This window comes from Rhodococcus sp. Eu-32, assembly GCF_003336925.1.
Classification (GTDB): Bacteria; Actinomycetota; Actinomycetes; order Mycobacteriales; family Mycobacteriaceae; genus Rhodococcoides; species Rhodococcoides kyotonensis_B.
In genome coordinates, this window is record NZ_QGNK01000007.1 from 52375 (window position 1) to 73777 (window position 21403).

Sequence of the window (21403 nt, forward strand, 5' to 3'; positions counted from 1 at the left end):
GCCTAAGGTGGAGCCCATGTTCGTCAACTCCGCCTCCTCGTTCGTTGCCGACGCCATCCGCGGGCTCGTCGCGTCGACGCCCGACATCAATTGGCACCCCGATCCCGGTTATCTGACACGTCGAGAGCCGTTGCAGGACGGCCGAGTCGCGTTGCTGTCCGGTGGCGGCTCGGGCCACGAGCCGATGCACGCCGGGATGATCGGTACCGGCATGCTCGCCGCGGTTTGCCCGGGGCTGGTGTTCACGTCGCCGAACGCGCTGCAGGTGCACGAAGCATCGAAGGCAGTCGATGCGGGCGGTGGTGTGCTGCACATCGTCAAGAACTACACCGGTGATGTCATGAACTTCGGCATCGCGCGAGACTTGTTGCGCGAGGACGACATCGAGTCGGACGTCGTCCTCGTCGACGACGACGTCGCCACCGAGCGAGCGGACGGTCCCGGCCGGCGGGGTACCGGCGCGACTGTCGTCGTCGAGAAGATCTGTGGCGCAGCGGCAGAACGTGGTGATTCACTGCAGTCCGTCGTCGCACTCGGTCGACGGGTTGCCGCGAATGCGCGCAGCATGGCAGTTGCCCTGCGCCCGTGCGTGCTTCCGGGTTCCGACGCGCCGTCGTTCGACCTTCCCGTGGGCGAGATCGAGTTGGGGATCGGCATTCACAGTGAGCGTGGGACTCGGCGCGTGCCGACGATGTCCGCTCAGGAGATCGTGGCTGCGCTGACGCAACCCGTCGTCGATTCGCTCGGGCTCGAACGTGGCGAACGGGTCATCGCGTTCGTCAACGGGCTCGGGGCGACGCATCCGATGGAACTGCAGCTGCTCTACGGAGAGCTCGCAGAGTTCCTGTCGGACAAAGGGATAGACATAGCGCGTCCACTCGTCGGTAGCTTCGTGACGGCGTTGAACATGGCGGGCGCATCCATCACGCTCGTCCGTGTCGACGACGAGATGCTGACGCTGTGGGACGCGCCGACCAGCGCGCCGGGGTGGCCGAACAACGCACCGCGCGCGGCCGGTGACCTCGGTGAACGGGGAGGCTTCGGCCCGACGTACGAGGCGAGTGAAACATCGAGTGAAGCAAGTGCATTCGTGTCCGAGTGGGTCGCGTCCTGGGCGCAGCGTGTGCTCGACGAGGAGCCCGCGTTGACCGAGTTGGACCGTAGGGCCGGAGACGGGGACTTCGGCACCAACATGGTGGCCGCGTTGAGCCAGCTCGACCTGACCGCGGTTCGCGAAACGTATTCGGCGCCAACGGTGTTCGAAGCAGTATCCGAGGCCTACCTCGGGCACGCAGGCGGAACGTCGGGTGCGCTGTTCGGAATCTGGTTCAGGCAGTTCTATCGGACAGTGCAGTCCGTCGACCTCGCCTCCATCACCGCGGCAGCTCGCAGCGGCCTGGACAGCATCACCGAGATCGGTGGCGCTCGCGTCGGCGACAAGACCATGGTCGACGCCATATCCCCGGCCGTCGACGCCCTGGAATCGGCCACCGAACTGACAGAAGGCCTGCGTGCCGCGGCCGAGGCCGCAGCGCAGGGAGCGGAATCGACCGAGGAGATCACCGCGAGCCGAGGCCGCGCGTCGTATGTCGGTGACGCGGCGCGAGGCGTCGTCGACCCGGGTGCGCTGGTGATCGCGTGGTTCTTCGAGGCGGCGTCAGCCGCGCAGTGACCGCAGAAAGACGTCGGCGACGGCCTCGAGTCCGGCCTGGTCGTCGGCGTCGAAGCGGTCGGGCACGGGGCTGTCCAGGTCGAAGACGCCGATGAGGTCGTCGCCGTCGTACAGCGGAACGACGACCTCGGAACGCGTAGCCGCATCGCACGCGATGTGGCCTTCGAAGGCGTGAACGTCGGCAACTCGTTGCGTCTCGCGCGTCGTGGCCGCCGCTCCGCAGACGCCCTTGTCCAAAGCGATGCGAACGCACGCGGGCTGCCCCTGGAACGGGCCGACGACCAACTCGGTGCCGTCGAACAGGTAGAAGCCGACCCAATTGACCTCGGGCAGAGCGTGATACACGAGCGCCGAGATGTTGGCGGCGTTCGCGACGCGGTCCCACTCGCCGTCGACGAGTGCCTGTGCCTGCAGCCTCAACTGCTCGTACTGCTCGGCCTTGGTGCCTTCGAGGGCGGTAGCGGTGAACGACATGAAGTCGATCCTATTTCTTCACCGGCTTTCGACGTCCGCTGAGCCGTCCCGCTGCGAAACCGACCGCGAACAGAACCAGCAGGATCAGCCACAGGGGAGACGTGATCCGCAGCCAGAACAATTCGATGGTCGTCGTGTAGCGATTCTCGGCGATGAACACCGCCGCGAGGATCACCAACAGGATTGAGATCCAGTGCGTCTTCAGAAAGCCGACCGTTCTATCTCTTCCCGACATACTCGCAGAAGTTACCTGGTCCGAGCCGCTTTTCGGCCGAGAACAGCGAAGCCGAGCACGACGAGAAACAGCGACATCCCGGTGACCTGAACGCGTTGCGCGATACCGAGGCCCCAGTCACCGGGGAGGTTGTCCGCGATCAGCAGCCAGGCCGTGGACAACGACGTGATCGCGACGACCGCCGTGCCGAACGTGCGCATCACCGGCAGGATCCGGTGGCGAAACGCCGCGACGGTGAACGCGATCATCGCCGTGAACACCGCGAACACCGCGATCGTGCTGGTGAGCGCATGAATGTGGTGCAGCTGAGGAAACAACCCGCTGGGTTCCACGGGACAGTTCGGGTCGTTCGCTGGGACGCATTCGATAGGCAATTGCGAATCGGCGATCGTCGCGGCGCCGAACACCCCCAGCGCGATCCACCCGATCGTCGTGAGCCGTCGTTTCACGAGAAACCACAACCCCATGCCCGACGACGCGATCAGCAGAATGCCGGTGAGCAGATCGGCGGTGCTGAAGAAACGTTTGTACGGCTGATCGGCTGCATCGAGTTCGCTCAGGAACGAGTTCGTCGGATCGAGACCGGTGTCGAGGAAGAACTCCGCCACCCACGCGGAATACAGAACCCCCGCCAGCACCAGACACGCCGACAGCGCGGTGACTCGTCGTTGCAACACGTCAGCAACTCTAGGTGGAATGGTCGGGCGGCCGGTTCGGTGTGCGCGCGGGTGCGCCCGGGGGCCGGTGCGCGCCCGGTGCGCCCGGGCCGACCGAGGGCGTCCCGTGCTCACTCAGAGTGACCGGATGTCACCTTCGGTCCGGAAGCCCGGTGCGCCCGGGCCGACCGAGGGCGTCCCGTGCTCACTCTGAGTGACCGGATGTCACCTTCGGTCCGAAAGCCGTGCGCCCGGATCGACCGAGGGCGTCCCGTGCTCACTCAGAGTGACCGGATGTCACCTTCGGTCCGAAAGCCGGGTGCGCCCCACGTCAGAAATCATCATCCCGCAACGCCGACTCGACCTTGTCTGCCGCGTCGACGGCCGATTCGTGCTCCCACACCCGCACGACCGTCCAGCCCTCGGCGTCGAGACGCTCGTCGGTGTTGCGGTCGCGAGCGACGTTGGCGGCCAATTTGTCGGCCCACCACTGCGCATTGTTGCGGGGCTTCGTCGCGTGCACCGGGCAGCTGTGCCAGAAGCAGCCGTCGACGTACACCGCGAGCTTGCGACGCGGAAACACCACATCTGCCCGACGCCTCATGCCCTTCACCGGTGCGCGGTCGACGAAATATCGCAGCCCGCGACGGTGCAGTTCGCGACGCAGCGCGATCTCCGGTTTCGTGTCGCGTCGACGCTGCTTGCTGAGGCGCGCGGACGTCGCGGCGTCGGTCAGCGGCTTGGACACCTCATCGAACCTACTGGCGCTGCATGAATGGCGCACCCAAGCTATCTATTCGTATGAATGGTCCATCGATGCCGAAAGGGCTAGCCGTCCTCACTGTCCTCCGGCTCGGACCAGGTGGGCGCGAACTTGTTCCGCCGTTCGACCTCCCCGTGCACGACGGCGACGAACTCGTCGAACGACAGTGTCTGCGCCTCGGTGGGCCGTCCGTTGCGTGGAGGTGATTCGTCGACGTCGAAGAACCGGACCTCCCCGCGGTTGGGGCCGTCGGTCTCGTACAACCCCACGAACACCTTCTCGAACAGGTCGTATCGCGTGTCCTCGGCGCCCAGGTCCACCCACATCCGACTCGTCCCGCCGACGACGGCACGCTTACCGCGGCCCGATCGTTTGGACAGCGTCGTCACGTGATGCGCGAACGACGACTTGCCGATGTCGCTGGCCTTCGACGGGTCGCCGTCGTCGCACGTGGCCAACGGCTCGAACATGACGGCGACGAGCACGCTGTACGGCTGACGCTGATGCAACACCATCGCCTCGCCACGCAGCTCGTGATCGTTGCGCACGATGTTCTTGGTCCAGCGACCGAACTTGCCGGTGCGAGGACTGAAATCGCGGAAGCTGTACGTCTTGATCGACACGCACAGGATCAGCCCGAGCGTCGGATCGAGCGCCTTGACGTCGAGTCGCTTGCGCCCCTTGGCGACGTCGACCTGCGCCTCCTGCCCGACGCCCATCGCATCGGGCGTGATGTTCGGATAGTGCGGCCGCAACGCGTCGGCGACCGTCTGCGCGAGGTGGTTCGACAGTCGCTGCGCGTAGTTCTTCTTGTCGCTGCGGTCGGCGTCGGGCGCGGGTTTGTCGCCTGCCAACGCCAACGGCCGCAGCAGTGCGGGTGGATCGGGGAACAGATGGTCGGTCATGCGGCTCGCGGGCTGGGGAAGCCGCCCATGCGGTCGAGGTGGGATTCGACGTCGTCGAGAAAGCCCGGGACGAACCGCAGATTGCCCATGCGGGCGCGTTTGAGGAACCCGGCCGTCGCGCGTGCGGACAGCAGTTGCGAGTCGTCGAGAAACTCGCTCAAGTTCTCGTACGGCTCGTGGACCGGCCACGTGGACCGCTCGACGCGGTAGGCCGACCCGCCACGCCCCCAGGCAGCCGTCGGCCAGGCCTGGCCGGGAAGAATTTCGAGGTCGTCGGACTCGTCGTGCCCCAGGGGATGCTCGAGCTGCGCGGCGACCCACGACGCCATACGCACGGACACCGCGTTGCCGACGAGCTTCCATCGATGTCCGGCGCGAACCCCGGGCAAGTTCAGAGCAGGCGCAGTCCAGTCGGGATCGAACCCTTGCAACCTCTCGGCGCCGACGATGCCCGGCGTGACGATCTCGCCGGACGGCAGACGCACCGCGGGGGGACTCGCGATGCCGAGCGACGACCCGCCCTTGAGCGTCGGAACGGCGTTGATCGCCCATCCCAGGCCGCGGGTGCCCTCGGTCCAGTAGAAGCCACATGGTTGCTCGCTGGGATCGCCCTCCGGCATCGGGCCCTCGTCCTGGGAGAAGAGGACACCGCGCGGATCCTCGGTACGGGACGCCAGCATGATGACCCGCTGACGACGCTGCGGCAGACCGAACGACCGTGCGTCGACGACGCGATATGCCCACATGTAGCCGAGCTGGGACAAGGCGTCGGTGATGTGGCGCATGGCGGCGCCGCGGCCGAGTTGCAGCATGAACGGGACGTTCTCGATGAGCAGCCAGCGAGGGCCGTTACGACGTTTGACGAGCCGGAACACCTCGTCGACGAGGCCCGATCGCTCACCGGTGATGCCGGCCGTACGGCCGGCCTGCGACAGGTCCTGGCACGGAAAACCGGCTGCGACCAGTTCGGTGCCCGACGGGAGAGCGCGCAGCTTGGTGACGTCGCGATGCAGCGGAACGTCGGGGAAGTGTGCTCCGAGTACGGCGCCGGCGCCCGGATCGATCTCACACAGCAGTTCCGTCGACCAGCCCTGCTCCGAGAGGCCCAACTCGAGCCCGCCGATCCCGGCGAACAGCCCGACCATCGATCGCGAACCCACGCCGCACCCTTCTCTAGAACACCCGAAACTCGGTGAGAACGTTACTCGAGAACTCCGACAGGTTTTGCCGACACACGGTACGAGCCCTTGACCTCGACATTGCTTCAGGTTCCAGGATGGAATGCGGCGGCCGGAAAATCGGTTGGCTTCAGGGCCGCCGAGTGACAGCATTCTTCGGGCGAGCAGTAAGGGGAATCGACGTGTCCACCGGTGTACTCGAAGAGCAGACGACCATCGTGGATCGGCCGAACTCGCGGCAGAACGAACGTAGCTCCCTGGCGCGCTTCTACCCGTTCATCGCCCCGTTCAAGTGGTACTACGTCGGGTCGGTCGTGGTGTCCCTCATCGCGACGCTGACCGGCCTCGCTATCCCGCTCGTGATGCAGTCCGTCATCGACGGGCCGATCACCGACGGCGACTTCGGCGGCGTCTGGTGGCCTGCGGCTCTCGTCCTGCTGCTCGGAACGATCGACGCAGTCGGTATCTGGGTGCGACGGTACCTGGTCTCGGGTCCGTCCAGTCAGTTCGAGATCGATGCTCGTGCAACGGTATTCGAGAAACTGCAGCGCCTCTCGGTATCGGCCCACGAAGGGTGGGAATCGGGACAGTTGCTGTCGCGCGCCATCGCGGACCTGTCGCTGCTGCGACGATTCGTGGCATTCGTCGGTCCGTTCATCATCATCAACGCGGTCACCCTCGTCGTCGGACTCGGTGTTCTCTTCGCGGCAGCGTGGCAACTCGGCGTCATCATGCTGGTGACGGCCGTGCCGCTCATGATCATCTGCACCCGTTTCGAGTCGCTCTACCGCGTCGCCGCGCGTGATTCGCAGGACCAGGCGGGCGATGTCACGACGACCGTGGAGGAATCCATTCAGGGCATCCGTGTCCTGAAAGCGTTCGGCCGCAGCGCACATCTGGGTCGACGGTTTCTGCGTGAGGCGACCACACTGCGCGGCACCGAGTTGAAGAAGGTTTGGTACCTCGCGATTCTGTGGTCGCTCATCGTGGGTCTGCCGCCGGTCGGAATCGGCGTGATGCTGGGTTTCGGAACGTATTCCGTCGTCCAGGGCACGATGACGGCAGGGACGCTGATCGCGGCCATGGCCATCGTCGCGTTCCTGCTGTGGCCGATCGAAGCGTTCGGATACCTGCTGGCCGAGCTCAACAATGCGCGCACCGCTGCGGATCGGTACTGGGAGATCATGGACACTCCCGAGACGATCCGGGAGCCGATCGCGCCGACGACATTACCGCGCCCGCTCCGCGGTGAACTCGCCTTTCACGACGTCGATTTCACGTTCCCCGACGCGCAAGCCCCACTGCTGTCGGGTGTCGATTTCCGCGTCGAGCCGGGGGAGACCGTTGCGCTCGTCGGCGTGACCGGCAGCGGCAAGACAGCACTGACCAACCTGGTGCCACGCTTGTTCGATGTCACGGGCGGCGCGGTGACGATCGACGGGATCGACATCCGCACACTGCCTTTGGCAGATCTGCGGTCGGTGGTGTCGGTGGCGTTCGAGGAGCCCGTGTTGTTCTCGGCAAGTGTGCGCGAGAACGTCACGCTGGGTCGACCGGATGCATCGGATGCGGACGTCGAGGAGGCGTTGACCGTCGCGCACGCACGGGATTTCGTCGAGACGTTGCCGTGGGGCCTCGACACGCGCATCGGCGAACAGGGTATGAGTCTGTCCGGCGGACAGCGTCAGCGCCTGGCGCTGGCGCGTGCGGTGCTCGGCCGGCCTCGGATTCTGGTGCTCGACGATCCGCTGTCGGCTCTCGACGTCTCGACCGAGGAACGGGTGCAAGAGAATCTGCGACGCGTCCTGACGCATTCGACGACGATGCTGGTCGCACACCGGCCGTCCACCGCGGCACTCGCGGACCGAGTGCTTCATCTGGAGAACGGAAGAATCGTGGAGCAGGGTACGCACGAGCGCCTTCTGGCGTCGTCGTCGAAGTACCGCCACGTGATGGGGTCGATCGATGGCTGAGCAGAAGGCTACGGACGACAAGGACTGGCGCGGAGTAGGAAACGAGGAGTCCGACGTCGATTCCACCGGTAACCTGATCCTGGCCGGACGGTCTCGGCGACTGCTGATGTCGCTCGTGCGCCCGTACCGCACGCAGGCGCTGCTGGCGATCGCGATCATTCTCGTCGACAACCTGGTGTTCGTTGCGGGGCCGCTGTTCATCGCCTACGCGTTGGATCACGGGATCTCGTCGGCGACCGATGGAAACTGGGTCCCGTTGGCGTGGACGGTGTTCGGATACATCGCATTCGGAATCCTCGGCTCGATCACGACCTACACGTTCCTGATGGTGTCGGGTCGACTCAGCCAGGCCATCCTGTTCGACCTGCGCAAGCGGGTGTTCGACCATGCCCAGAAGCTGAGCCTGTCGTTCCACGAGAAGTACACGTCGGGACGCTTGATCTCGCGACTGACGAGCGATGTCGAGTCGCTGCAGACGCTGCTCGAAAGTGCGTTGAACGACGCGTTGACCGCCATCCTGTCGATCGTCAGCATCGCGATCATCCTCGTGTATCTCGACGTGCCGCTTGGGTTGATCGTCCTTGCCGGCTTCGTGCCGCTCGTGTGGGTGACGCGATGGTCGCAACGACGGCAACGTACCGGTTACCGACGCACGCGGGTGGCGATCGCGAAGGTCGTCGTGCACTTCGTCGAGTCGATGGGCGGAATCCGTGCGGTGCAGGTGTTTCGGCGTCAGGGACGCAACAACGCGATCCTGAGAACCGAAGACACCGAATACCGCGACGCGACGACGGCTGCGCTGCGTGGCATGGCGAGCTACACCGGCATCGTGCGATGGATCGGCAACGTCACGCTGGCCATCATACTGGTGTTCGGTAGCTATCGAGTCATCCACGGGCACATGGACATCGGCGTTCTCGCCGCGTACGTGCTGTACCTTCGCCGGTTCTACGGGCCGCTGGACGAACTCGCCATGGTGTTCAACGCCTACCAGTCCGCTGCTGCCGCGCTCGAGAAGATCTCGGGCGTGCTCGAGGAACAGCCGTCGGTGCAGGCGCCGACGAACCCGGTGCAGCTCGACGAGGCCGCGGGGAGGATCGACTTCGACGGCGTCCACTTCGCCTACGACGCCGGCCGCGTCGTGCTGCCGACGTTCTCGCTGCACGTGCCCGCGGGTCAGGTGGTCGCGATGGTCGGTGCCACCGGCGCCGGGAAGTCGACGCTCGCGAAGCTGTTGGCGCGCTTCTACGATCCGACCGCAGGCACCGTCATGCTCGACGGCGTCGACGTGCGGAATCTCGACGAGGAGACGTTGCGTCGACACGTCGTCATGGTGACGCAGGAGTCGTTCCTGTTCTCCGGAACCATTGCCGACAACATCCGTCTCGGCAAGCCGTCGGCGACGGACGCCGAGGTGGCCGCCGCGGCCGACGCCGTCGGACTGACCGAGTTCGTCGACACTCTGCCGGACGGCCTCGGCACCGACGTGCGCAAGAGGGGTGGCAGGCTCAGTGCGGGTCAGCGTCAACTCGTCGCGTTCGCGCGGGTGTTCCTGGCGGCACCTGCGGTGATCGTGCTCGACGAGGCCACGTCCAGTCTCGACATCCCCAGCGAACGGCTCGTCCAACGCGCGCTCGAGACCGTCCTCCGTGATCGGACGGCGCTGATCATCGCGCACCGGTTGTCGACCGTCGCGATCGCGGACCGGGTACTGGTCATGGACGGCGGTGTCGTCGTCGAGGACGGTCCGCCCGCCGACCTCATCGCCGGGCACGGGCGTTTCGCCGAACTGCACGACGCGTGGGAACACAGTCTGGTGTGACCGCGACCTGCGGCGATTACGCACACACGGGTGGCGCCGCCGCACTACCCTGGACAGGCCGGTCGTGTTCTCCTAAAAGCGGGGAATCATGTTCGCCTACGTCGCCAGAACAGTGGTCGCGAACCCGTGGAAAGTCATCGTCGTGTGGCTTGTCCTCGCGTTCGCCGCGATCGTGCTGTCACCGAGCCTCGACGATTACACGACGGGTAACCAGCAGACATTCCTGCCGAGTTCGTTCGAGTCGTCGCAGGCGCAGGCGGCAGGAAACGAGTACTTCCCGACGGTTGCGGGAGCCACGGGCAGTCTCGTCGTCACCCGATCGGACGACGCGGCCCTGTCGCCGAGCGACCAGCAGACCGCGTCGGGCCTCGCGTCGACGCTGCAGGGCGAGAACATTCCGGCCGTCGTCGGTGTGACGGCGACGCCTCAGTCGCTGTCGCAGGACGGCACGGCCATGGCGTTGCAGGTGTCGTTCGCGGGTCAGCCCGGCGACGATCTGGTCGACGCGGCCGTCCCGATCGTCCGTGACAACGCGTCGACTGCCCTGCAGGGAACGGACCTCGTCAGCGGCTTGACCGGTAACGCGGCGATCGGCGTCGACACCACGGCGGCCTACGATCGTGCGGATCGCATCATCACCGTGGCGACGGTCGTCGTTATTCTCGTGCTGCTCGGTGCTATCTTCCGAAGCCCGATCATCGCGGTCATCCCTGTGCTCGTCATCGGAGTCGTGCTCTTGGTCGTCACCGCGCTGACTGCCGACGTCGCTGCACTCTTCGGTTTCGACGTGAGCACCACACTCGGATCGATTCTCGTCGTGGTGCTCTTCGGGATCGGCACCGACTATGTGGTGTTCCTGTTGTTCCGTTACCGCGAACGACTGCGCAGCGGTGAATCGACCGAGGAGGCACTGCGATTCGCCGTGACCGTCGTGGGCAAGGTCGTCGCGTCTTCGGCGTTGACCGTGATCGGCGCCTTCGCGGCGCTGCTGCTCGCCAAGCTCGGGTCGCTGAGCACGCTTGCGCCCGGGTTGATCATCGCGGTTGCCGTCATGCTCGTGACCGCGCTGACGCTCGTCCCCGCGTTGTTCACCGTGCTCGGCCGTCATCTATTCTGGCCCCGGGGGCCGGGAAAGACTAGGGACGCAACACCGTTCGCGGCCGTCGGCACGACCATCGCACGCAGGCCCGCCGTCGTCGCCGGCGCTGTGGGTGCCGTACTCGTCGTGCTCGCGGTGTTCTCGTCCGGATACACCTCGACCTACGACACGCTCGGTGAACTACCCTCCGACACCCCGTCGCAAGAGGCGTTCGACACACTGGGACAATCGTTTCCGGCCGGCGCGCTGAGTCCCACGCAGATCTACGTGACCGGTAGCGGTCCTGTCTCGCAGCAGGTGCTCGCTGCGGTGGCTGCCGACGTCACCGGAGTCGACGGCGTCTCCTCGGTGGCACCGCCGCGAATCAGTCAGGACGGCACGGCAGCAGTGATATCCGTTGTGCTGAACGAGGATCCGTACTCGAACGGCGCACTCGATCTGGTGCGAGGACCGGTGCGCGACGCGGCCCACAGTGCAGCGATCCCCGGAACCGAGGTGTTGGTCGGGGGTCAGACGTCGACGTTCGTCGATGTCCGAGACCAGCTCCGGGCCGACACGCGAACCGTGTTCCCGGTTGCGGCCGTCATCATCGCGATCATCCTCGGGGCGTTGCTGACCGCGGTGCTCGCGCCGTTGAATCTGCTTGTCTGCGTGGCGCTTACGTTCGCGGCGACGCTGGGTGCCGTCGTCCTGGTGTTCTTCAAGATCCTCGACTACGACGGTATCGACTTCACCATCCCCATCGTGCTGTACCTGTTCGTCGTCGCGATCGGAACGGATTACAACATCTTGATCGCGTCCCGCCTTCGCGAGGAGTTCCAGAACGGTCACGAACCTCGCGATGCGGCGAGGGAAGCCGTCGTGAACGGCGCACCCACCGTGGCCGCGTCGGGAATCATTCTGGCGCTGACGTTCGCGTCGCTGACGTTGACGGGTCTGGCCAACCTCGCCGAGCTCGGTCTCGGTGTCGCGATCGGCGTGTGCATCGCTGCGTTGCTGATGGCCCCACTGCTCGTGCCGAGTCTGTCCGCGCTGGAAGGACGCGCGTTCTGGTGGCCCACTACCAGGGAGCGATCGGCGGCTTCACCCACATGATCTTCTCGTCCGTGTGCGACGGTGTCGCCGCGGGATGCGTCGGATTCTGTGCCGCCCACCGGTCCTTGCGGTCGAGCAGGTCCGCGGCGATGGTCCAGGTCTCCATCGTGCTCGGGGGAGACAGCCCGGCTGCGCGGGCCAGTTTGCGTCGTACCGCGTCGTCGACGCCTAGGAGTTCCGCGCTGCCGATCCCGCGCTCCCAGATGTACCGGGCGAGGGCCGTCGCCTTGTCCTGTCGGCTCTTGGCGGCCTGTTCGGAGTGCGCGAAGTCGAAGTCGCCGGTTGTCACGAAGCACACACTAGTGAGTGGACGCCCGGAAAAGTCACCACCGCTTGGTATCGAGGTACCTTCGTCGCTTACCGTAGTCGAGTGACCACTCCAACATCGGGTGTAGAAGACGCCACCGTTGATACCGAGGCCGCACCGTCGACGCAGTCCTGGCCGGCGATCCTGACCTGGCGAGCGCACGAAGCGCCCCGCATGGAGTCGGTGCGTGTCCAGCTCAGCGGTAACCGCATCAAGGCGTCCGGTCGCATCATCGGAGGCGCCTGCTCGGAGCATCCCGCATTCAGCGCGTCGTACGACCTGGTGACCGACGAGCACGGCGTGACCCGCAGGCTTTCGCTGCGCACAGCTGTTGCAGGCGGCGAGAAGCAGGCGTCGGTCAGCCGCGACAACGAGGGCTACTGGATGGTCGAGGGCGCGGCGAATCACCAGCGTTCGACCTACAACGGCGCGGTCGACGTCGACGTCGTTCTGAGCCCGTTCTTCAACACGCTGCCCATCCGGCGGCTCGGCCTCGGCACCGACTCGATCGAGGCGCAGGTGCCGGTCGTCTACGTCAACCTGCTGGACCTGAGCATCCAGGAAGCAGCCCTGACCTACAGCAGCGGCGCCGACGGCATCCACGTGCTCTCGCCGGTGTCCAGCTCGTCGGTCACCGTCGACGGTGACGGATTCGTACTCGACTACCCCGGGCTCGCCGAGCGGATCTGACGTACGACGCCTCCCTCGCGGCCGGCCTCGCGCAGCCGTTCGATCCAGCCGTCGTCACCCGGTTCGATGTCGGTGATGTCGAACCGGCGGTGCTGCTCGTAGGCGGTTCGTGCGGCGTGACCTGCCGTCACCAGTGCTTCCGTCGAGCGGTGGTCGGCCAGCTCTGCACGTGCCCGGGTGAGCACCGCGAGCGCCTCGTCGAGCACGTCGGTCAGCGCCGTCGCGTTGCCTTCGCACATGGCTCGCACGAGACCGGGTGCCGACGCGGCCACCCTGGTGCCGTCGCGAAACGACCCGGCGGCCAGGCCCAGGGCCAGCGCGCCTCCCGACGCTCCTGCCTGTGCCAACGTCTCGGCGAGTAGGTGCGGCAGATGGGAAATTCGGGCGACGGCCCGGTCGTGCTCGGTGCTCTCGACCGGCACGACGACCGATCCGCAATCCAGGGCCAGCGACGCCACCTGACGCCACACGTTCGGGTCGGCGTCGTCGTCCACGCCGACGACCCACACCGCGTCGGCGAACAGAGTCGGATCGGCCGCCTGCCATCCCGACTCGTTGGTGCCTGCCATCGGATGACCGCCCACGTAGTTTCGCGCGAGGCCGTGTCGCGCGACGGCGACGGCCACCTCCGCTTTGACGCTGACGACATCGGTGACGGGATTGCTCGGCGCATGCTCGGCCACCGCAGCCAGGATCGAATCGACGGCGGGCATCGGAACTCCGACGACGATGAGAGCGCCGGTCTCGGCCGCCCGGGTCAGCGCGGCCACCAGGTCGGTGCCGACGTCGTATCCAGCCTCCGCCGCGCCGGCTATGGCGTCGGCCGATCGGTTGTAGCCCCACGCGTCACGACCAGCACGAACCGCTGCCTGCAGAACCGATCCGCCGATGAGTCCGAGGCCGAGCACACACACGGGAGCTGAAGTCACGCCACCAGGTTGGCATACGGGTACGACCTGTTCTCTCGCGGTGGACTTCATTTCGGGGGCTCTCGGCGACTACCGTTGCCCGCATGGCTGCACAGCGCGGGAACAACTCCGCCAAGGCGAAGAATTTCGACGGTCCCGAGACGAGCGCGTACGACGATCTGGAGGGCTTCGGTGTCGCCGTCGTCCGCGAGGACGGCAAGTGGAAGGTGACGCCGTTGTCCCCGCGGGCGTTGGGGTCCCTGTCGGTCGCCGAGACGGAACTGCGGGAGATGCGAAGCTCGGGAGCCATCTTCGGGCTACTCGACGTCGACGACGAGTTCTTCGTCGTTCTGCGGCCCGCGCCGTCGGGAACGCGGTTGCTGGTCTCCGACGCGACTGCTGCCATCGACTACGACATCGCCGCCGATGTCCTCGATGCGTTGAACATCGAGATCCCCGACATCGATCCGGACGAGCTCGACGACATCGAACCCTGGGAAGAGGGTGATCTCTCGCTTCTGGCGGATCTGGGGCTGCCGGAACCGGTGCTGGGCATCATCGTCGCCGAGACGGATCTGTATCCGGACGAGCAACTCGGATCCATCGCGCAGCGTCTCGGATTCTCCGACGAGCTCTCGACCGTCCTGGACAAGCTACCTCGGTGACCGATGAGGACTACGTTCGTGCCGCTCTGTCGGCGGCGGAACAGGCGTCCGAACTCGACATCCCGATCGGCGCGGTGGTCTTCGACGCCGACGGCCAGGAACTCGCGCGCGCAGCCAACGAGCGGGAATGCACGGGTGATCCGACCGCGCACGCCGAGATCCTCGCGCTGCGCGCTGCGGCGAAGGTCCACGGCGACGGATGGCGACTCGAAGGCTGCACGCTCGCGGTGACGCTGGAGCCGTGCACGATGTGCGCGGGGGCGCTGGTGCTCGCTCGCGTCGCCAAGGTCGTCTTCGGAGCGTGGGAACCCAAAACGGGCGCGGTGGGCTCGCTGTGGGATGTGGTGCGCGATCAGCGGCTCACGCATCGGCCACAGGTTCGGGGCGGAGTTCTGGAAACCGAATGCGCCCGCCTGCTGCTGGACTTCTTCGAGGGTCGACGCTCATGAAACTCTTATGTTTCGGGCATCAGGTCAGGGGTAAGCCCGTCGACAAGGGACACACCGTGTTCTGCAATCGACATCCTCAGGGAGGCATCATGGGACTCGACGACAAGATTTCGAACAAGGCCGAAGATCTGGGCGGCAAGGCCAAGGAAGCCACCGGATCGGCCACCGGCAACCGTGACCTCGAAGCAGAAGGCAAGGGCGACCAGGCGTCGTCTGCCATCAAGGACGCCGGCGAGAAGATCAAGGACGCAGCCTCCACCGTCAAGGACAAGCTGACCGGACACTGATTTCCGGTCTGACCAGGCGATTTAACGTCTGGGCGTCACTGCGGTACAGTTTTCCGCGGTGGCGTGTCCGAGCGGCCTAAGGAGCACGCCTCGAAAGCGTGTGACGGGTAACCCCCGTCCGAGGGTTCAAATCCCTCCGCCACCGCCAAAGCTCCCCACTTGCCCCGTGCAGGTGGGGAGTTTTTTTGTGCGCCCGTCATGGACCGAATGTGGCTTTCGGTCCATCTGAGTGAGCGAGGGCGGCCTTCGGTCTCTCTGAGTGAGCGAGGGTGACATTCGGTCCGGGCCGCGAGACCCAGTACCGTCGTTTCGGTGCAGGTGCGGCCCCGCGAGAACTCCGATCTTCCCGAGTGTGTCCGCGCTCTACGCGAGGTCCACGAGTCCGACGGCTATCCCGACCGGTGGCCCGATGATCCGGCCACCTGGCTGACACCGGCCGAGACCGATGCGGCGTGGGTGGCCGAGAAGGCGAATTCCATTGTGGGACATGCCCTTCTGGTACGACGCGACGCCGCGCTGTGGGTGTCTCGGCTGTTCGTGCGGCCATCGGGGCGAGGGTCGGCCGTCGGGACCTCGCTGCTGAGCCGGATGCGCGACTACGCCGACGGACGGACATTGATGCTCGACGTCATCGAGCGCTCCGGTGCGGCCATCGCTCTGTACGAACGCACGGGATGGTCGCTCGTCGACCGGAGGCCGGCCGGCTGGATCATGGCCGACGGGACCAGGCCGATGGAACGCATTTACGTCGCTTCTTAGGTTACCCTGCCCTCATGAGTAAAGGGGTCGAGGGCATCATCATGAAGGCGTGGCGCGCCGAGAACTACAAGCTCACCGTCACGTACGTCGAACCGGTCACGGACAAGTACATCCGGATCGGGTTCTCCAGCGACGGCGTTCTGGCCGCGCATCCGGTTCATCCCACGCAGTGGATCCGCCTCTGGTTCGACGACGGCACCGGCAAGGAACGTCAACGCGGGTACACCCTCGTTCGGCAGGATCCCGCGGCCGACACGTTTGCCGTCGAGTTCGCCCTGCATTACGGCCCTGCGTCGAAGTGGGCCGAGAATGCGCAAGTCGGGGACATCCTCGACGCGAGCGTGATCGGGAAAAGTGCGGGGTCGTCGAACTTCTCGATCCCGAATCCGATGCCGCCGGAGTTCGTCCTGTTCGGTGACACGGCGTCGCTACCCGCGATCAACTCCATCCTCGACGCCATCGGCGACACCCCGGCCAGGGTGTGGCTGGAGTGGCAGTTCGAGTCGGACACGACGCTTCCCGTCCACGCGGGCGACGCGCATCAGGTCACCTGGCTGGAACGCGTCGACGACGGCCGTCTGCTTCGGGAGGCGGCCGAGTCGCTGACGCCGGCGCCGGGCACTTTCGCCTGGGTGGCGTGTGATGCCCGCTCGACTCGGTCGATCGTCAAGACGTTCAAGGAACGTGGCCTGGCCAAGGAGTCCATCAAGGCGCAGGCGTACTGGAAGTAGCCCCGTCGTAATTGGGTTGGCGGCGGGACGGCCGTGTCTGTACCCTTCCTAGGGTGGCTAGGAAATAGACCACAACGGCTAGGAACGAGGCGAGGTCGGCATGGCACGGGCAGGGATCACCGCGACGCGTCTGGTCGAGGTGGCATCGGAGATGGCCGACGACATCGGCTTCGACAACCTGACGGTGCTGGCGTTGGCGCGCTCGTTCGGCGTCAAGGACGCCAGCCTGTACTCGCACATCAAGAATCTGCGGGATCTGCGACAGCGCGTCGCCGTGGCGTCGTTGGCCGAACTCGCCGACCGGGTTTCCGACGCGTTGGCCGGGCGTGCGGGCAAGGACGCGCTCGTCGCGTTCGCCGGTGCGTATCGCGACTATGCGCGTGAGCATCCGGGCCGTTATGCGGCAACGAATTTCGAGCTGGACTCGGATGCGGTGGCAAAGAGCGACGCGCATCGGCACTCGCAGATGTCCCGTGCGGTGCTCCGCGCGTACGACTTGGGTGAGCCGGCGGAAACCGACGCTGTTCGATTGCTGGGCAGCTTCTTTCACGGCTTCATCGCCTTGGAGTCCGCGGGCGGATTCAGCCACACGCCACGGCCGACCGAAGAGTCGTGGGTGCAGATGCTCGACGTGCTGCACCACGCCCTCGCGAACTGGCCGAACAAGACCTAGGGAGAACCGAGATGGAACCTGTCGACGAGAAAGACATTCGATCGTCGTTCGTGAACTGTTCGAAGGGCGACACCAAACGGATGGGCATTCCGGCCGATCTGGCCGAAAAGGATTGGGAGCAACTCGATTTCCTCGGTTGGTCCGACCCGTCGTACGCCGGGCGCAGTTACATCGTCGTGCCGCAGTCCGGCGGGCTCGTGGGCGTCGCGCTGCGGCACGAAACCGGTGGCTCGGATCGTGCCCAGATGTGCACCGTCTGCATGACGATGCACTCGCGTGGCTACGTGTCGCTGATGACGGCACGCAAGACCGGCGAGTCCGGGCGCAAGGGCAATTCCGTCGGCACCTACATGTGCACGGACCTGCTGTGCTCGCTGTATGCGCGCGGGAAGAAGACGCCCGCACTCGGTAACAGGTACCGCGAGAACTTGACGCCGGACGAGCGGACCTCACGGGTGCGCGAGAACGTGGACGCATTCATCGGACGTCTCTACACCTGACGCTCAGCAGGTGCCGCGGCCGGCCGCGTCGAGTCCCCGCAGGATCTGTTGCTGGTCGTCGGCGGACAGCGTCGACCAGCTCGGTCCTTCTTGCAGCTTGTCGCGCAGGCCGGTGACGGACTGGTCACGCGACGCGGCCCCGGTGAGGGCAACCGCGTCGATGGCCGTCTTGAAGCGCGCGCACGTCTCCAGATAGAGCTGTTCGCCGTGAGGCATGTCGTCGGACGTGGAATCTGCGGGGAGTTCCGGGGCGGGCACGGGAACCGGCGGCGTCTCGGCCTGGTCGGAATCGACCGACTCCTCAGGTGCCTCCGGCGGCTCGGCCGACGGTTCGGCAGCCGTGGTCGGCTGTGCAGTCATCGACGCGGCGGCCGCAGTCGCCGAGGTGGAAGGCTGGGCTCCGGAATCGGTCGTCTCCTGCCCACAGCCGGCAAGCACGAGGACGGCGGCAGCGAACACCCAGACCACTCTCTTCATGCGGACGTGTGTACCAGACGGGTCAACCGAGCGTCGCGGCGTGTTCGGTGATGGTGTCGACGGCCGTCGTCCACGCAACGGACCCCGAACGCACGAAGTCGTCGTGACCGACGCCCGGCAGAACCGTCAGCTCGGCGGGATCGCCTGCGGCGCGGGCCGCGTCGACGTATGCCGTGCTCTGATTCACCGACACCGTCTTGTCGCTGTCGCCGTGCAGCGCGGACACGCGGACGTCGATGGGCAGATGGTCGATGGGCGACGCGACTCGATAGCGATCGGGCACCTGGTCCGGCATGCCACCGAGGAACGCGGGCACGAATCTGTCGCCGCCGATGGTCGCCGCGCGTGCCATGTCGTACACGCCTGCCATGATCGTCGCGCTCTTCGGCATGACGCGTGGCTGCGCTCCAGGAGCCGACGCCGGAAGCGTGTGCCGACCCGCGAGCCACGCCGCCAGCTGGCCGCCCGCGGAATGACCGGCGACATGCACTCGATCGAGATCGAGGCGGCCACCTGCGGCCTCCTGGACCGTCGTCGCCAATGCTTCGGTGGCATTGTCGACGTCGGCGAGCGTGTCGGCCCAATTCCCGGTTCCGCGCCGATACTCGATGTTCCACACCGCAATTCCCTGATCGGCGACGGCCTGCGAGATCGGTGCGAAGTACGACGAGCCCAAGGCCTTCTGCCACCCGCCGCCGTGCACCATCACGACGACGGGAAGCGAGTCGGCGTCGTTGTCCGGCAGGTAGAGATCGCCGACGTTGTCCGCGTCCGGTCCGTAGAGCAGCCGCATCGCGGGACCGGACTCGGCCGGAACGAGCGCGGGGGAGGGTGCGGGCGTGTGCGTGGGCGTCGGTGCTGCAGGCGACGCGCAGCCGGAGGCGAGAACGACGAGGGCGATCAGAAGTTTTCGCGCCGTCAACGGTCACCTGTCCATTCGAGCAGTTTCTCGACGGGCCACGTGTTGACGATTCGGTCGGCGGGCACACCTCTGTCCTCGGCGCGGACGCAGCCGTAGCCCTGCCAATCGAGCTGGCCTGGGGCATGGGCGTCGGTGTCGATGGAGAACAGGCAACCGCGCTCGAGCGCGAGATCGATGAGGCGTTCCGGCGGGTCCTGACGCTCGGGCCGCGCATTGATCTCGACGGCCGTTCCATATTGCCTGCAGCCCTCGAAGACCACGTCCGCGTCGAATGTCGATTCGGGTCGGGTACCGCGTCCACCGGTGACGAGCCTGCCTGTGCAGTGTCCGAGCACGTCGACATGAGGATTCGCGACGGCATTCACCATCCGTCGCGTCATCGTGTCCGAGTCCGCGCGTAGCTTCGAATGCACGCTCGCCACAACGATATCCAGCTCGGCGAGTAGGCCCTCGTCCTGATCGAGACTGCCGTCGTCGAGAATGTCCACCTCGATTCCGGTCAGTATTCGGAACGGCGCGAGTTGCTCGTTCAGTTCGGCGATGACGTCCAGCTGCTTCCTGAGTCGCTCGGCGCTGAGTCCGTTGGCGACGGTGAGCCGCGGTGAATGGTCTGTGAGAGCACAGTATTCGTGCCCGAGCTCCTTGGCCGTGCGCATCATCTCGTCGATCGGGCTGCCGCCGTCGGACCAGTTCGAATGTGTGTGCAGATCACCCTTCAGTGCCGCCCGCAGATCGTTCTCGCCGATCGGCTCGGCCTCTGCGCGCTTCTCGGCCAGGTAGTCCGGAACGTCGCCGGCGAGCGCTTGCCTGATGATCAGGGACGTCTTGGCTCCGATGCCCGGTAGTGCCGACCACGAGTCGGACTTCGCACGCTCGGAACGCTGTGCCGCACTCAGGTTTTCGACGACGTCGGCAGCTCGCCGGTATGCCTTGACGCGATGTGTGTCCGCGCGTGAGCGTTCGAGCCAGTAGGCGATCTCGCGGAGGGCTTCGATCGGGTCCATGTCTCTATTGTCCAGTAGCGGTGTGCGGATCGACCATGCCGGTGTTCGGTTGCCAGTCGTAGACGACCGATGTGCGCAACACGATGTCCTGCAGAGAGCGTCGTCGTCGATCCACCGCCACCCACAGCAGGCCGAAGCCGAAGACGACGCACAGGAAAGCGCGGAGTGCGGCCGCGGGCCATCGCAGCAGGCCGTGGCTGCGGCTGATCAACCGAACCCCCATCATGGTCGCTCCGACCGTGCGACCCGTCGTCGCCCAGCACAGCGTCAGGTATCCGATGGCGATACAGACGAAGAGCGTGACCGACATGAGTACGGCGGGCGATCTGAAACTCAGCGATTGCGGATCGAACAGCAACTGCACGAACACCGCTCCGACGTACACCGACCCCATCAGCACGGCGACCACGGCCAGATCGACGACGGCAGCTACCCCGCGGGTCACGACGCCGGCCGGACGCATGTCCTCGGCGCGCGGGAGTGTCACGTGGTCACCTCGCGTCCTGGCTCGCGACCGAAGAGCTTGCCGACGAAGTGAGATACCGCGTCGTCGGCCTGCATTCCGTGGCTGCGGACACCTCGCACCGCTTCCGCCGACAGCGAGCCCGTCGACTCACGCATGATCTCGGGTAGGTCGACTCCGTCGATGACGAAGTTGGCGAGCGCGATCAGATCGACGCGCGCAATGGCACCGTCGAGGTCGACGCGGGCAACCTGGCGATCCAGATCGACGGTGTCGACGACGGCGTCCAGATTCACTCGGTCGATGACGGCGTCGACGTCGACGCGTCGGATCGCCGCGTCGAGATCCACCTGCTCGACGGCCTTGTCCAGGTCGACGCCTTCGATGACGGCATCGATGTCGACGTTGTCGCGAATCAGCTGCGTCAGATCGATTTCTTCGAGCGCAGTGGCGACCACCTTGACGACGACAGCCCGCAGAACGGCGTCGGCGAGGGCGGTGGCGGCGACGACCGTGCGCTCGCCGCGGGCCGAGACCGCCCGAAGGCGATCGCCGATCACCGGCAGTCGGCCGAGGGCGCGAACGGCCCCGCGGGTGGCGTCGGCCGCCACCGCCACCGTTCCCACGGCCAGGGACACGAGATGCACGTCGTCCGGCACTGTTTCACCTTAGTGCGGCTGCGCGGCGCTGCCGCAT

General features: G+C 66.0%; 25 protein-coding genes and 1 tRNA gene. 13 read left to right on the forward strand and 13 right to left on the reverse strand.

What is annotated here, in order from left to right:
* Positions 1 to 7: 7 nt before the first annotated feature.
* Positions 8 to 1672, forward strand: a complete 1665-nt coding sequence (locus DK926_RS10515) for a dihydroxyacetone kinase family protein (RefSeq protein ID WP_207890794.1) — start codon at positions 8 to 10, stop codon at positions 1670 to 1672.
* Here the strand turns inward: DK926_RS10515 and DK926_RS10520 are convergent.
* From DK926_RS10520 to dcm, 6 genes are all read right to left on the reverse strand, one after another.
* Entirely contained in the window at positions 1658 to 2146 is a 489-nt protein-coding gene (locus DK926_RS10520) for a GAF domain-containing protein (RefSeq protein WP_114330359.1), read from the reverse strand. The genes DK926_RS10515 and DK926_RS10520 overlap by 15 nt on opposite strands.
* A 10-nt stretch (positions 2147 to 2156) precedes the next feature.
* Complete coding sequence (locus DK926_RS10525) at positions 2157 to 2381, reverse strand: hypothetical protein (RefSeq protein WP_068423448.1); 225 nt, start codon at positions 2379 to 2381, stop codon at positions 2157 to 2159.
* An 11-nt stretch (positions 2382 to 2392) separates the two neighbouring features.
* Complete coding sequence (locus DK926_RS10530) at positions 2393 to 3058, reverse strand: DUF998 domain-containing protein (protein WP_114330360.1); 666 nt, start codon at positions 3056 to 3058, stop codon at positions 2393 to 2395.
* 310 nt (positions 3059 to 3368) lie between these two features.
* Positions 3369 to 3785, reverse strand: a complete 417-nt coding sequence (locus DK926_RS10535; protein WP_114330361.1) for a very short patch repair endonuclease — start codon at positions 3783 to 3785, stop codon at positions 3369 to 3371.
* Positions 3786 to 3865: 80 nt separating this feature from the next.
* Entirely contained in the window at positions 3866 to 4705 is an 840-nt protein-coding gene (locus DK926_RS10540) for a hypothetical protein (protein WP_114330362.1), read from the reverse strand.
* Complete coding sequence (dcm, locus tag DK926_RS10545; RefSeq protein ID WP_114330501.1) at positions 4702 to 5850, reverse strand: DNA (cytosine-5-)-methyltransferase; 1149 nt, start codon at positions 5848 to 5850, stop codon at positions 4702 to 4704. Before dcm ends, DK926_RS10540 begins: the two co-directional genes overlap by 4 nt.
* Before the next feature lie 215 nt (positions 5851 to 6065).
* Between dcm and DK926_RS10550 the strand changes: the two genes are divergently transcribed.
* From DK926_RS10550 to DK926_RS10560, 3 genes are all read left to right on the forward strand, one after another.
* Complete coding sequence (locus tag DK926_RS10550) at positions 6066 to 7856, forward strand: ABC transporter ATP-binding protein (protein ID WP_114330363.1); 1791 nt, start codon at positions 6066 to 6068, stop codon at positions 7854 to 7856.
* Positions 7849 to 9678, forward strand: coding sequence for an ABC transporter ATP-binding protein (locus DK926_RS10555; protein WP_114330364.1), 1830 nt, complete (start codon positions 7849 to 7851; stop codon positions 9676 to 9678). The genes DK926_RS10550 and DK926_RS10555 overlap by 8 nt, the downstream gene beginning before the upstream one ends.
* 88 nt (positions 9679 to 9766) lie before the next feature.
* Positions 9767 to 11872 (forward strand): MMPL family transporter, encoded by a 2106-nt coding sequence (locus DK926_RS10560; RefSeq protein WP_243636745.1) that lies wholly within the window; start codon positions 9767 to 9769, stop codon positions 11870 to 11872.
* Here DK926_RS10560 and DK926_RS10565 read toward each other — a convergent pair.
* Entirely contained in the window at positions 11838 to 12161 is a 324-nt protein-coding gene (locus DK926_RS10565) for a hypothetical protein (protein WP_207890795.1), read from the reverse strand. The genes DK926_RS10560 and DK926_RS10565 overlap by 35 nt on opposite strands.
* 192 nt (positions 12162 to 12353) lie before the next feature.
* On the opposite strand from DK926_RS10565, the gene DK926_RS10570 reads away from it, so the two are divergent.
* On the forward strand, positions 12354 to 12869 hold the full coding sequence (locus DK926_RS10570) for a putative glycolipid-binding domain-containing protein (RefSeq protein ID WP_243636753.1): 516 nt from the start codon (positions 12354 to 12356) through the stop codon (positions 12867 to 12869).
* Here DK926_RS10570 and DK926_RS10575 read toward each other — a convergent pair.
* The gene (locus DK926_RS10575; RefSeq protein WP_114330368.1) at positions 12842 to 13849 is read right to left on the reverse strand and encodes a prephenate dehydrogenase; all 1008 of its coding nucleotides are present in this window, start codon (positions 13847 to 13849) and stop codon (positions 12842 to 12844) included. The genes DK926_RS10570 and DK926_RS10575 overlap by 28 nt on opposite strands.
* A 32-nt stretch (positions 13850 to 13881) precedes the next feature.
* On the opposite strand from DK926_RS10575, the gene DK926_RS10580 reads away from it, so the two are divergent.
* The 8 genes from DK926_RS10580 (at position 13882) to DK926_RS10615 (ending at position 17841) form a co-directional block, all read left to right on the forward strand.
* Entirely contained in the window at positions 13882 to 14442 is a 561-nt protein-coding gene (locus tag DK926_RS10580) for a tRNA adenosine deaminase-associated protein (protein ID WP_114330369.1), read from the forward strand.
* Positions 14439 to 14891 carry a nucleoside deaminase gene (locus DK926_RS10585; RefSeq protein ID WP_114330370.1) on the forward strand — a complete coding sequence of 151 codons (453 nt, stop codon included), beginning with the start codon at positions 14439 to 14441 and terminating at the stop codon, positions 14889 to 14891. Before DK926_RS10580 ends, DK926_RS10585 begins: the two co-directional genes overlap by 4 nt.
* A gap of 89 nt (positions 14892 to 14980) precedes the next feature.
* Entirely contained in the window at positions 14981 to 15178 is a 198-nt protein-coding gene (locus DK926_RS10590) for a CsbD family protein (RefSeq protein ID WP_114330371.1), read from the forward strand.
* 57 nt (positions 15179 to 15235) lie between these two features.
* Positions 15236 to 15326 (forward strand) — tRNA-Ser (locus DK926_RS10595).
* A 164-nt stretch (positions 15327 to 15490) separates the two neighbouring features.
* Entirely contained in the window at positions 15491 to 15937 is a 447-nt protein-coding gene (locus DK926_RS10600; RefSeq protein ID WP_114330372.1) for a GNAT family N-acetyltransferase, read from the forward strand.
* A 14-nt stretch (positions 15938 to 15951) separates the two neighbouring features.
* The gene (locus DK926_RS10605) at positions 15952 to 16668 is read left to right on the forward strand and encodes a siderophore-interacting protein (protein ID WP_114330373.1); all 717 of its coding nucleotides are present in this window, start codon (positions 15952 to 15954) and stop codon (positions 16666 to 16668) included.
* Between the two features lie 100 nt (positions 16669 to 16768).
* Entirely contained in the window at positions 16769 to 17341 is a 573-nt protein-coding gene (locus tag DK926_RS10610) for a TetR/AcrR family transcriptional regulator (protein WP_114330374.1), read from the forward strand.
* Positions 17342 to 17352: 11 nt separating this feature from the next.
* On the forward strand, positions 17353 to 17841 hold the full coding sequence (locus tag DK926_RS10615; protein ID WP_114330375.1) for an FBP domain-containing protein: 489 nt from the start codon (positions 17353 to 17355) through the stop codon (positions 17839 to 17841).
* A 3-nt stretch (positions 17842 to 17844) separates the two neighbouring features.
* On the opposite strand, the gene DK926_RS10620 is transcribed toward DK926_RS10615, so the two are convergent.
* Genes DK926_RS10620 through DK926_RS10640 form a run of 5 tightly spaced genes read right to left on the reverse strand, consistent with a single transcriptional unit; the run spans position 17845 to position 21366 of the window.
* The gene (locus DK926_RS10620) at positions 17845 to 18318 is read right to left on the reverse strand and encodes a hypothetical protein (RefSeq protein WP_125833396.1); all 474 of its coding nucleotides are present in this window, start codon (positions 18316 to 18318) and stop codon (positions 17845 to 17847) included.
* Between the two features lie 22 nt (positions 18319 to 18340).
* Positions 18341 to 19240: an alpha/beta fold hydrolase gene (locus tag DK926_RS10625; RefSeq protein ID WP_243636746.1), complete on the reverse strand. Its 900-nt coding sequence runs from the start codon at positions 19238 to 19240 to the stop codon at positions 18341 to 18343.
* A complete protein-coding gene (locus DK926_RS10630; protein WP_114330377.1) occupies positions 19237 to 20244 on the reverse strand; it encodes a PHP domain-containing protein in 1008 nt (335 codons plus the stop codon). Before DK926_RS10630 ends, DK926_RS10625 begins: the two co-directional genes overlap by 4 nt.
* A 4-nt stretch (positions 20245 to 20248) precedes the next feature.
* Positions 20249 to 20707: an RDD family protein gene (locus DK926_RS10635; protein WP_114330503.1), complete on the reverse strand. Its 459-nt coding sequence runs from the start codon at positions 20705 to 20707 to the stop codon at positions 20249 to 20251.
* Positions 20708 to 20727: 20 nt separating this feature from the next.
* Positions 20728 to 21366: a hypothetical protein gene (locus DK926_RS10640; protein ID WP_114330378.1), complete on the reverse strand. Its 639-nt coding sequence runs from the start codon at positions 21364 to 21366 to the stop codon at positions 20728 to 20730.
* Between the last annotated feature and the right edge of the window lie 37 nt (positions 21367 to 21403).

Bases quoted from the DNA above. Each gene is read 5' to 3' on its own strand.
- DK926_RS10520 (WP_114330359.1), bottom strand. From the start codon at position 2,146: ATGTCGTTCACCGCTACCGCCCTCGAAGGCACCAAGGCCGAGCAGTAC.
- DK926_RS10525 (WP_068423448.1), bottom strand. From the start codon at position 2,381: ATGTCGGGAAGAGATAGAACGGTCGGCTTTCTGAAGACGCACTGGATC.
- DK926_RS10540 (WP_114330362.1), bottom strand. From the start codon at position 4,705: ATGACCGACCATCTGTTCCCCGATCCACCCGCACTGCTGCGGCCGTTG.
- dcm (WP_114330501.1), bottom strand. From the start codon at position 5,850: ATGGTCGGGCTGTTCGCCGGGATCGGCGGGCTCGAGTTGGGCCTCTCG.
- DK926_RS10555 (WP_114330364.1), top strand. From the start codon at position 7,849: ATGGCTGAGCAGAAGGCTACGGACGACAAGGACTGGCGCGGAGTAGGA.
- DK926_RS10560 (WP_243636745.1), top strand. From the start codon at position 9,767: ATGTTCGCCTACGTCGCCAGAACAGTGGTCGCGAACCCGTGGAAAGTC.
- DK926_RS10570 (WP_243636753.1), top strand. From the start codon at position 12,354: ATGGAGTCGGTGCGTGTCCAGCTCAGCGGTAACCGCATCAAGGCGTCC.
- DK926_RS10575 (WP_114330368.1), bottom strand. From the start codon at position 13,849: ATGAAGTCCACCGCGAGAGAACAGGTCGTACCCGTATGCCAACCTGGT.
- DK926_RS10580 (WP_114330369.1), top strand. From the start codon at position 13,882: ATGGCTGCACAGCGCGGGAACAACTCCGCCAAGGCGAAGAATTTCGAC.
- DK926_RS10590 (WP_114330371.1), top strand. From the start codon at position 14,981: ATGGGACTCGACGACAAGATTTCGAACAAGGCCGAAGATCTGGGCGGC.
- DK926_RS10605 (WP_114330373.1), top strand. From the start codon at position 15,952: ATGAGTAAAGGGGTCGAGGGCATCATCATGAAGGCGTGGCGCGCCGAG.
- DK926_RS10610 (WP_114330374.1), top strand. From the start codon at position 16,769: ATGGCACGGGCAGGGATCACCGCGACGCGTCTGGTCGAGGTGGCATCG.
- DK926_RS10615 (WP_114330375.1), top strand. From the start codon at position 17,353: ATGGAACCTGTCGACGAGAAAGACATTCGATCGTCGTTCGTGAACTGT.
- DK926_RS10620 (WP_125833396.1), bottom strand. From the start codon at position 18,318: ATGAAGAGAGTGGTCTGGGTGTTCGCTGCCGCCGTCCTCGTGCTTGCC.
- DK926_RS10630 (WP_114330377.1), bottom strand. From the start codon at position 20,244: ATGGACCCGATCGAAGCCCTCCGCGAGATCGCCTACTGGCTCGAACGC.
- DK926_RS10635 (WP_114330503.1), bottom strand. From the start codon at position 20,707: ATGCGTCCGGCCGGCGTCGTGACCCGCGGGGTAGCTGCCGTCGTCGAT.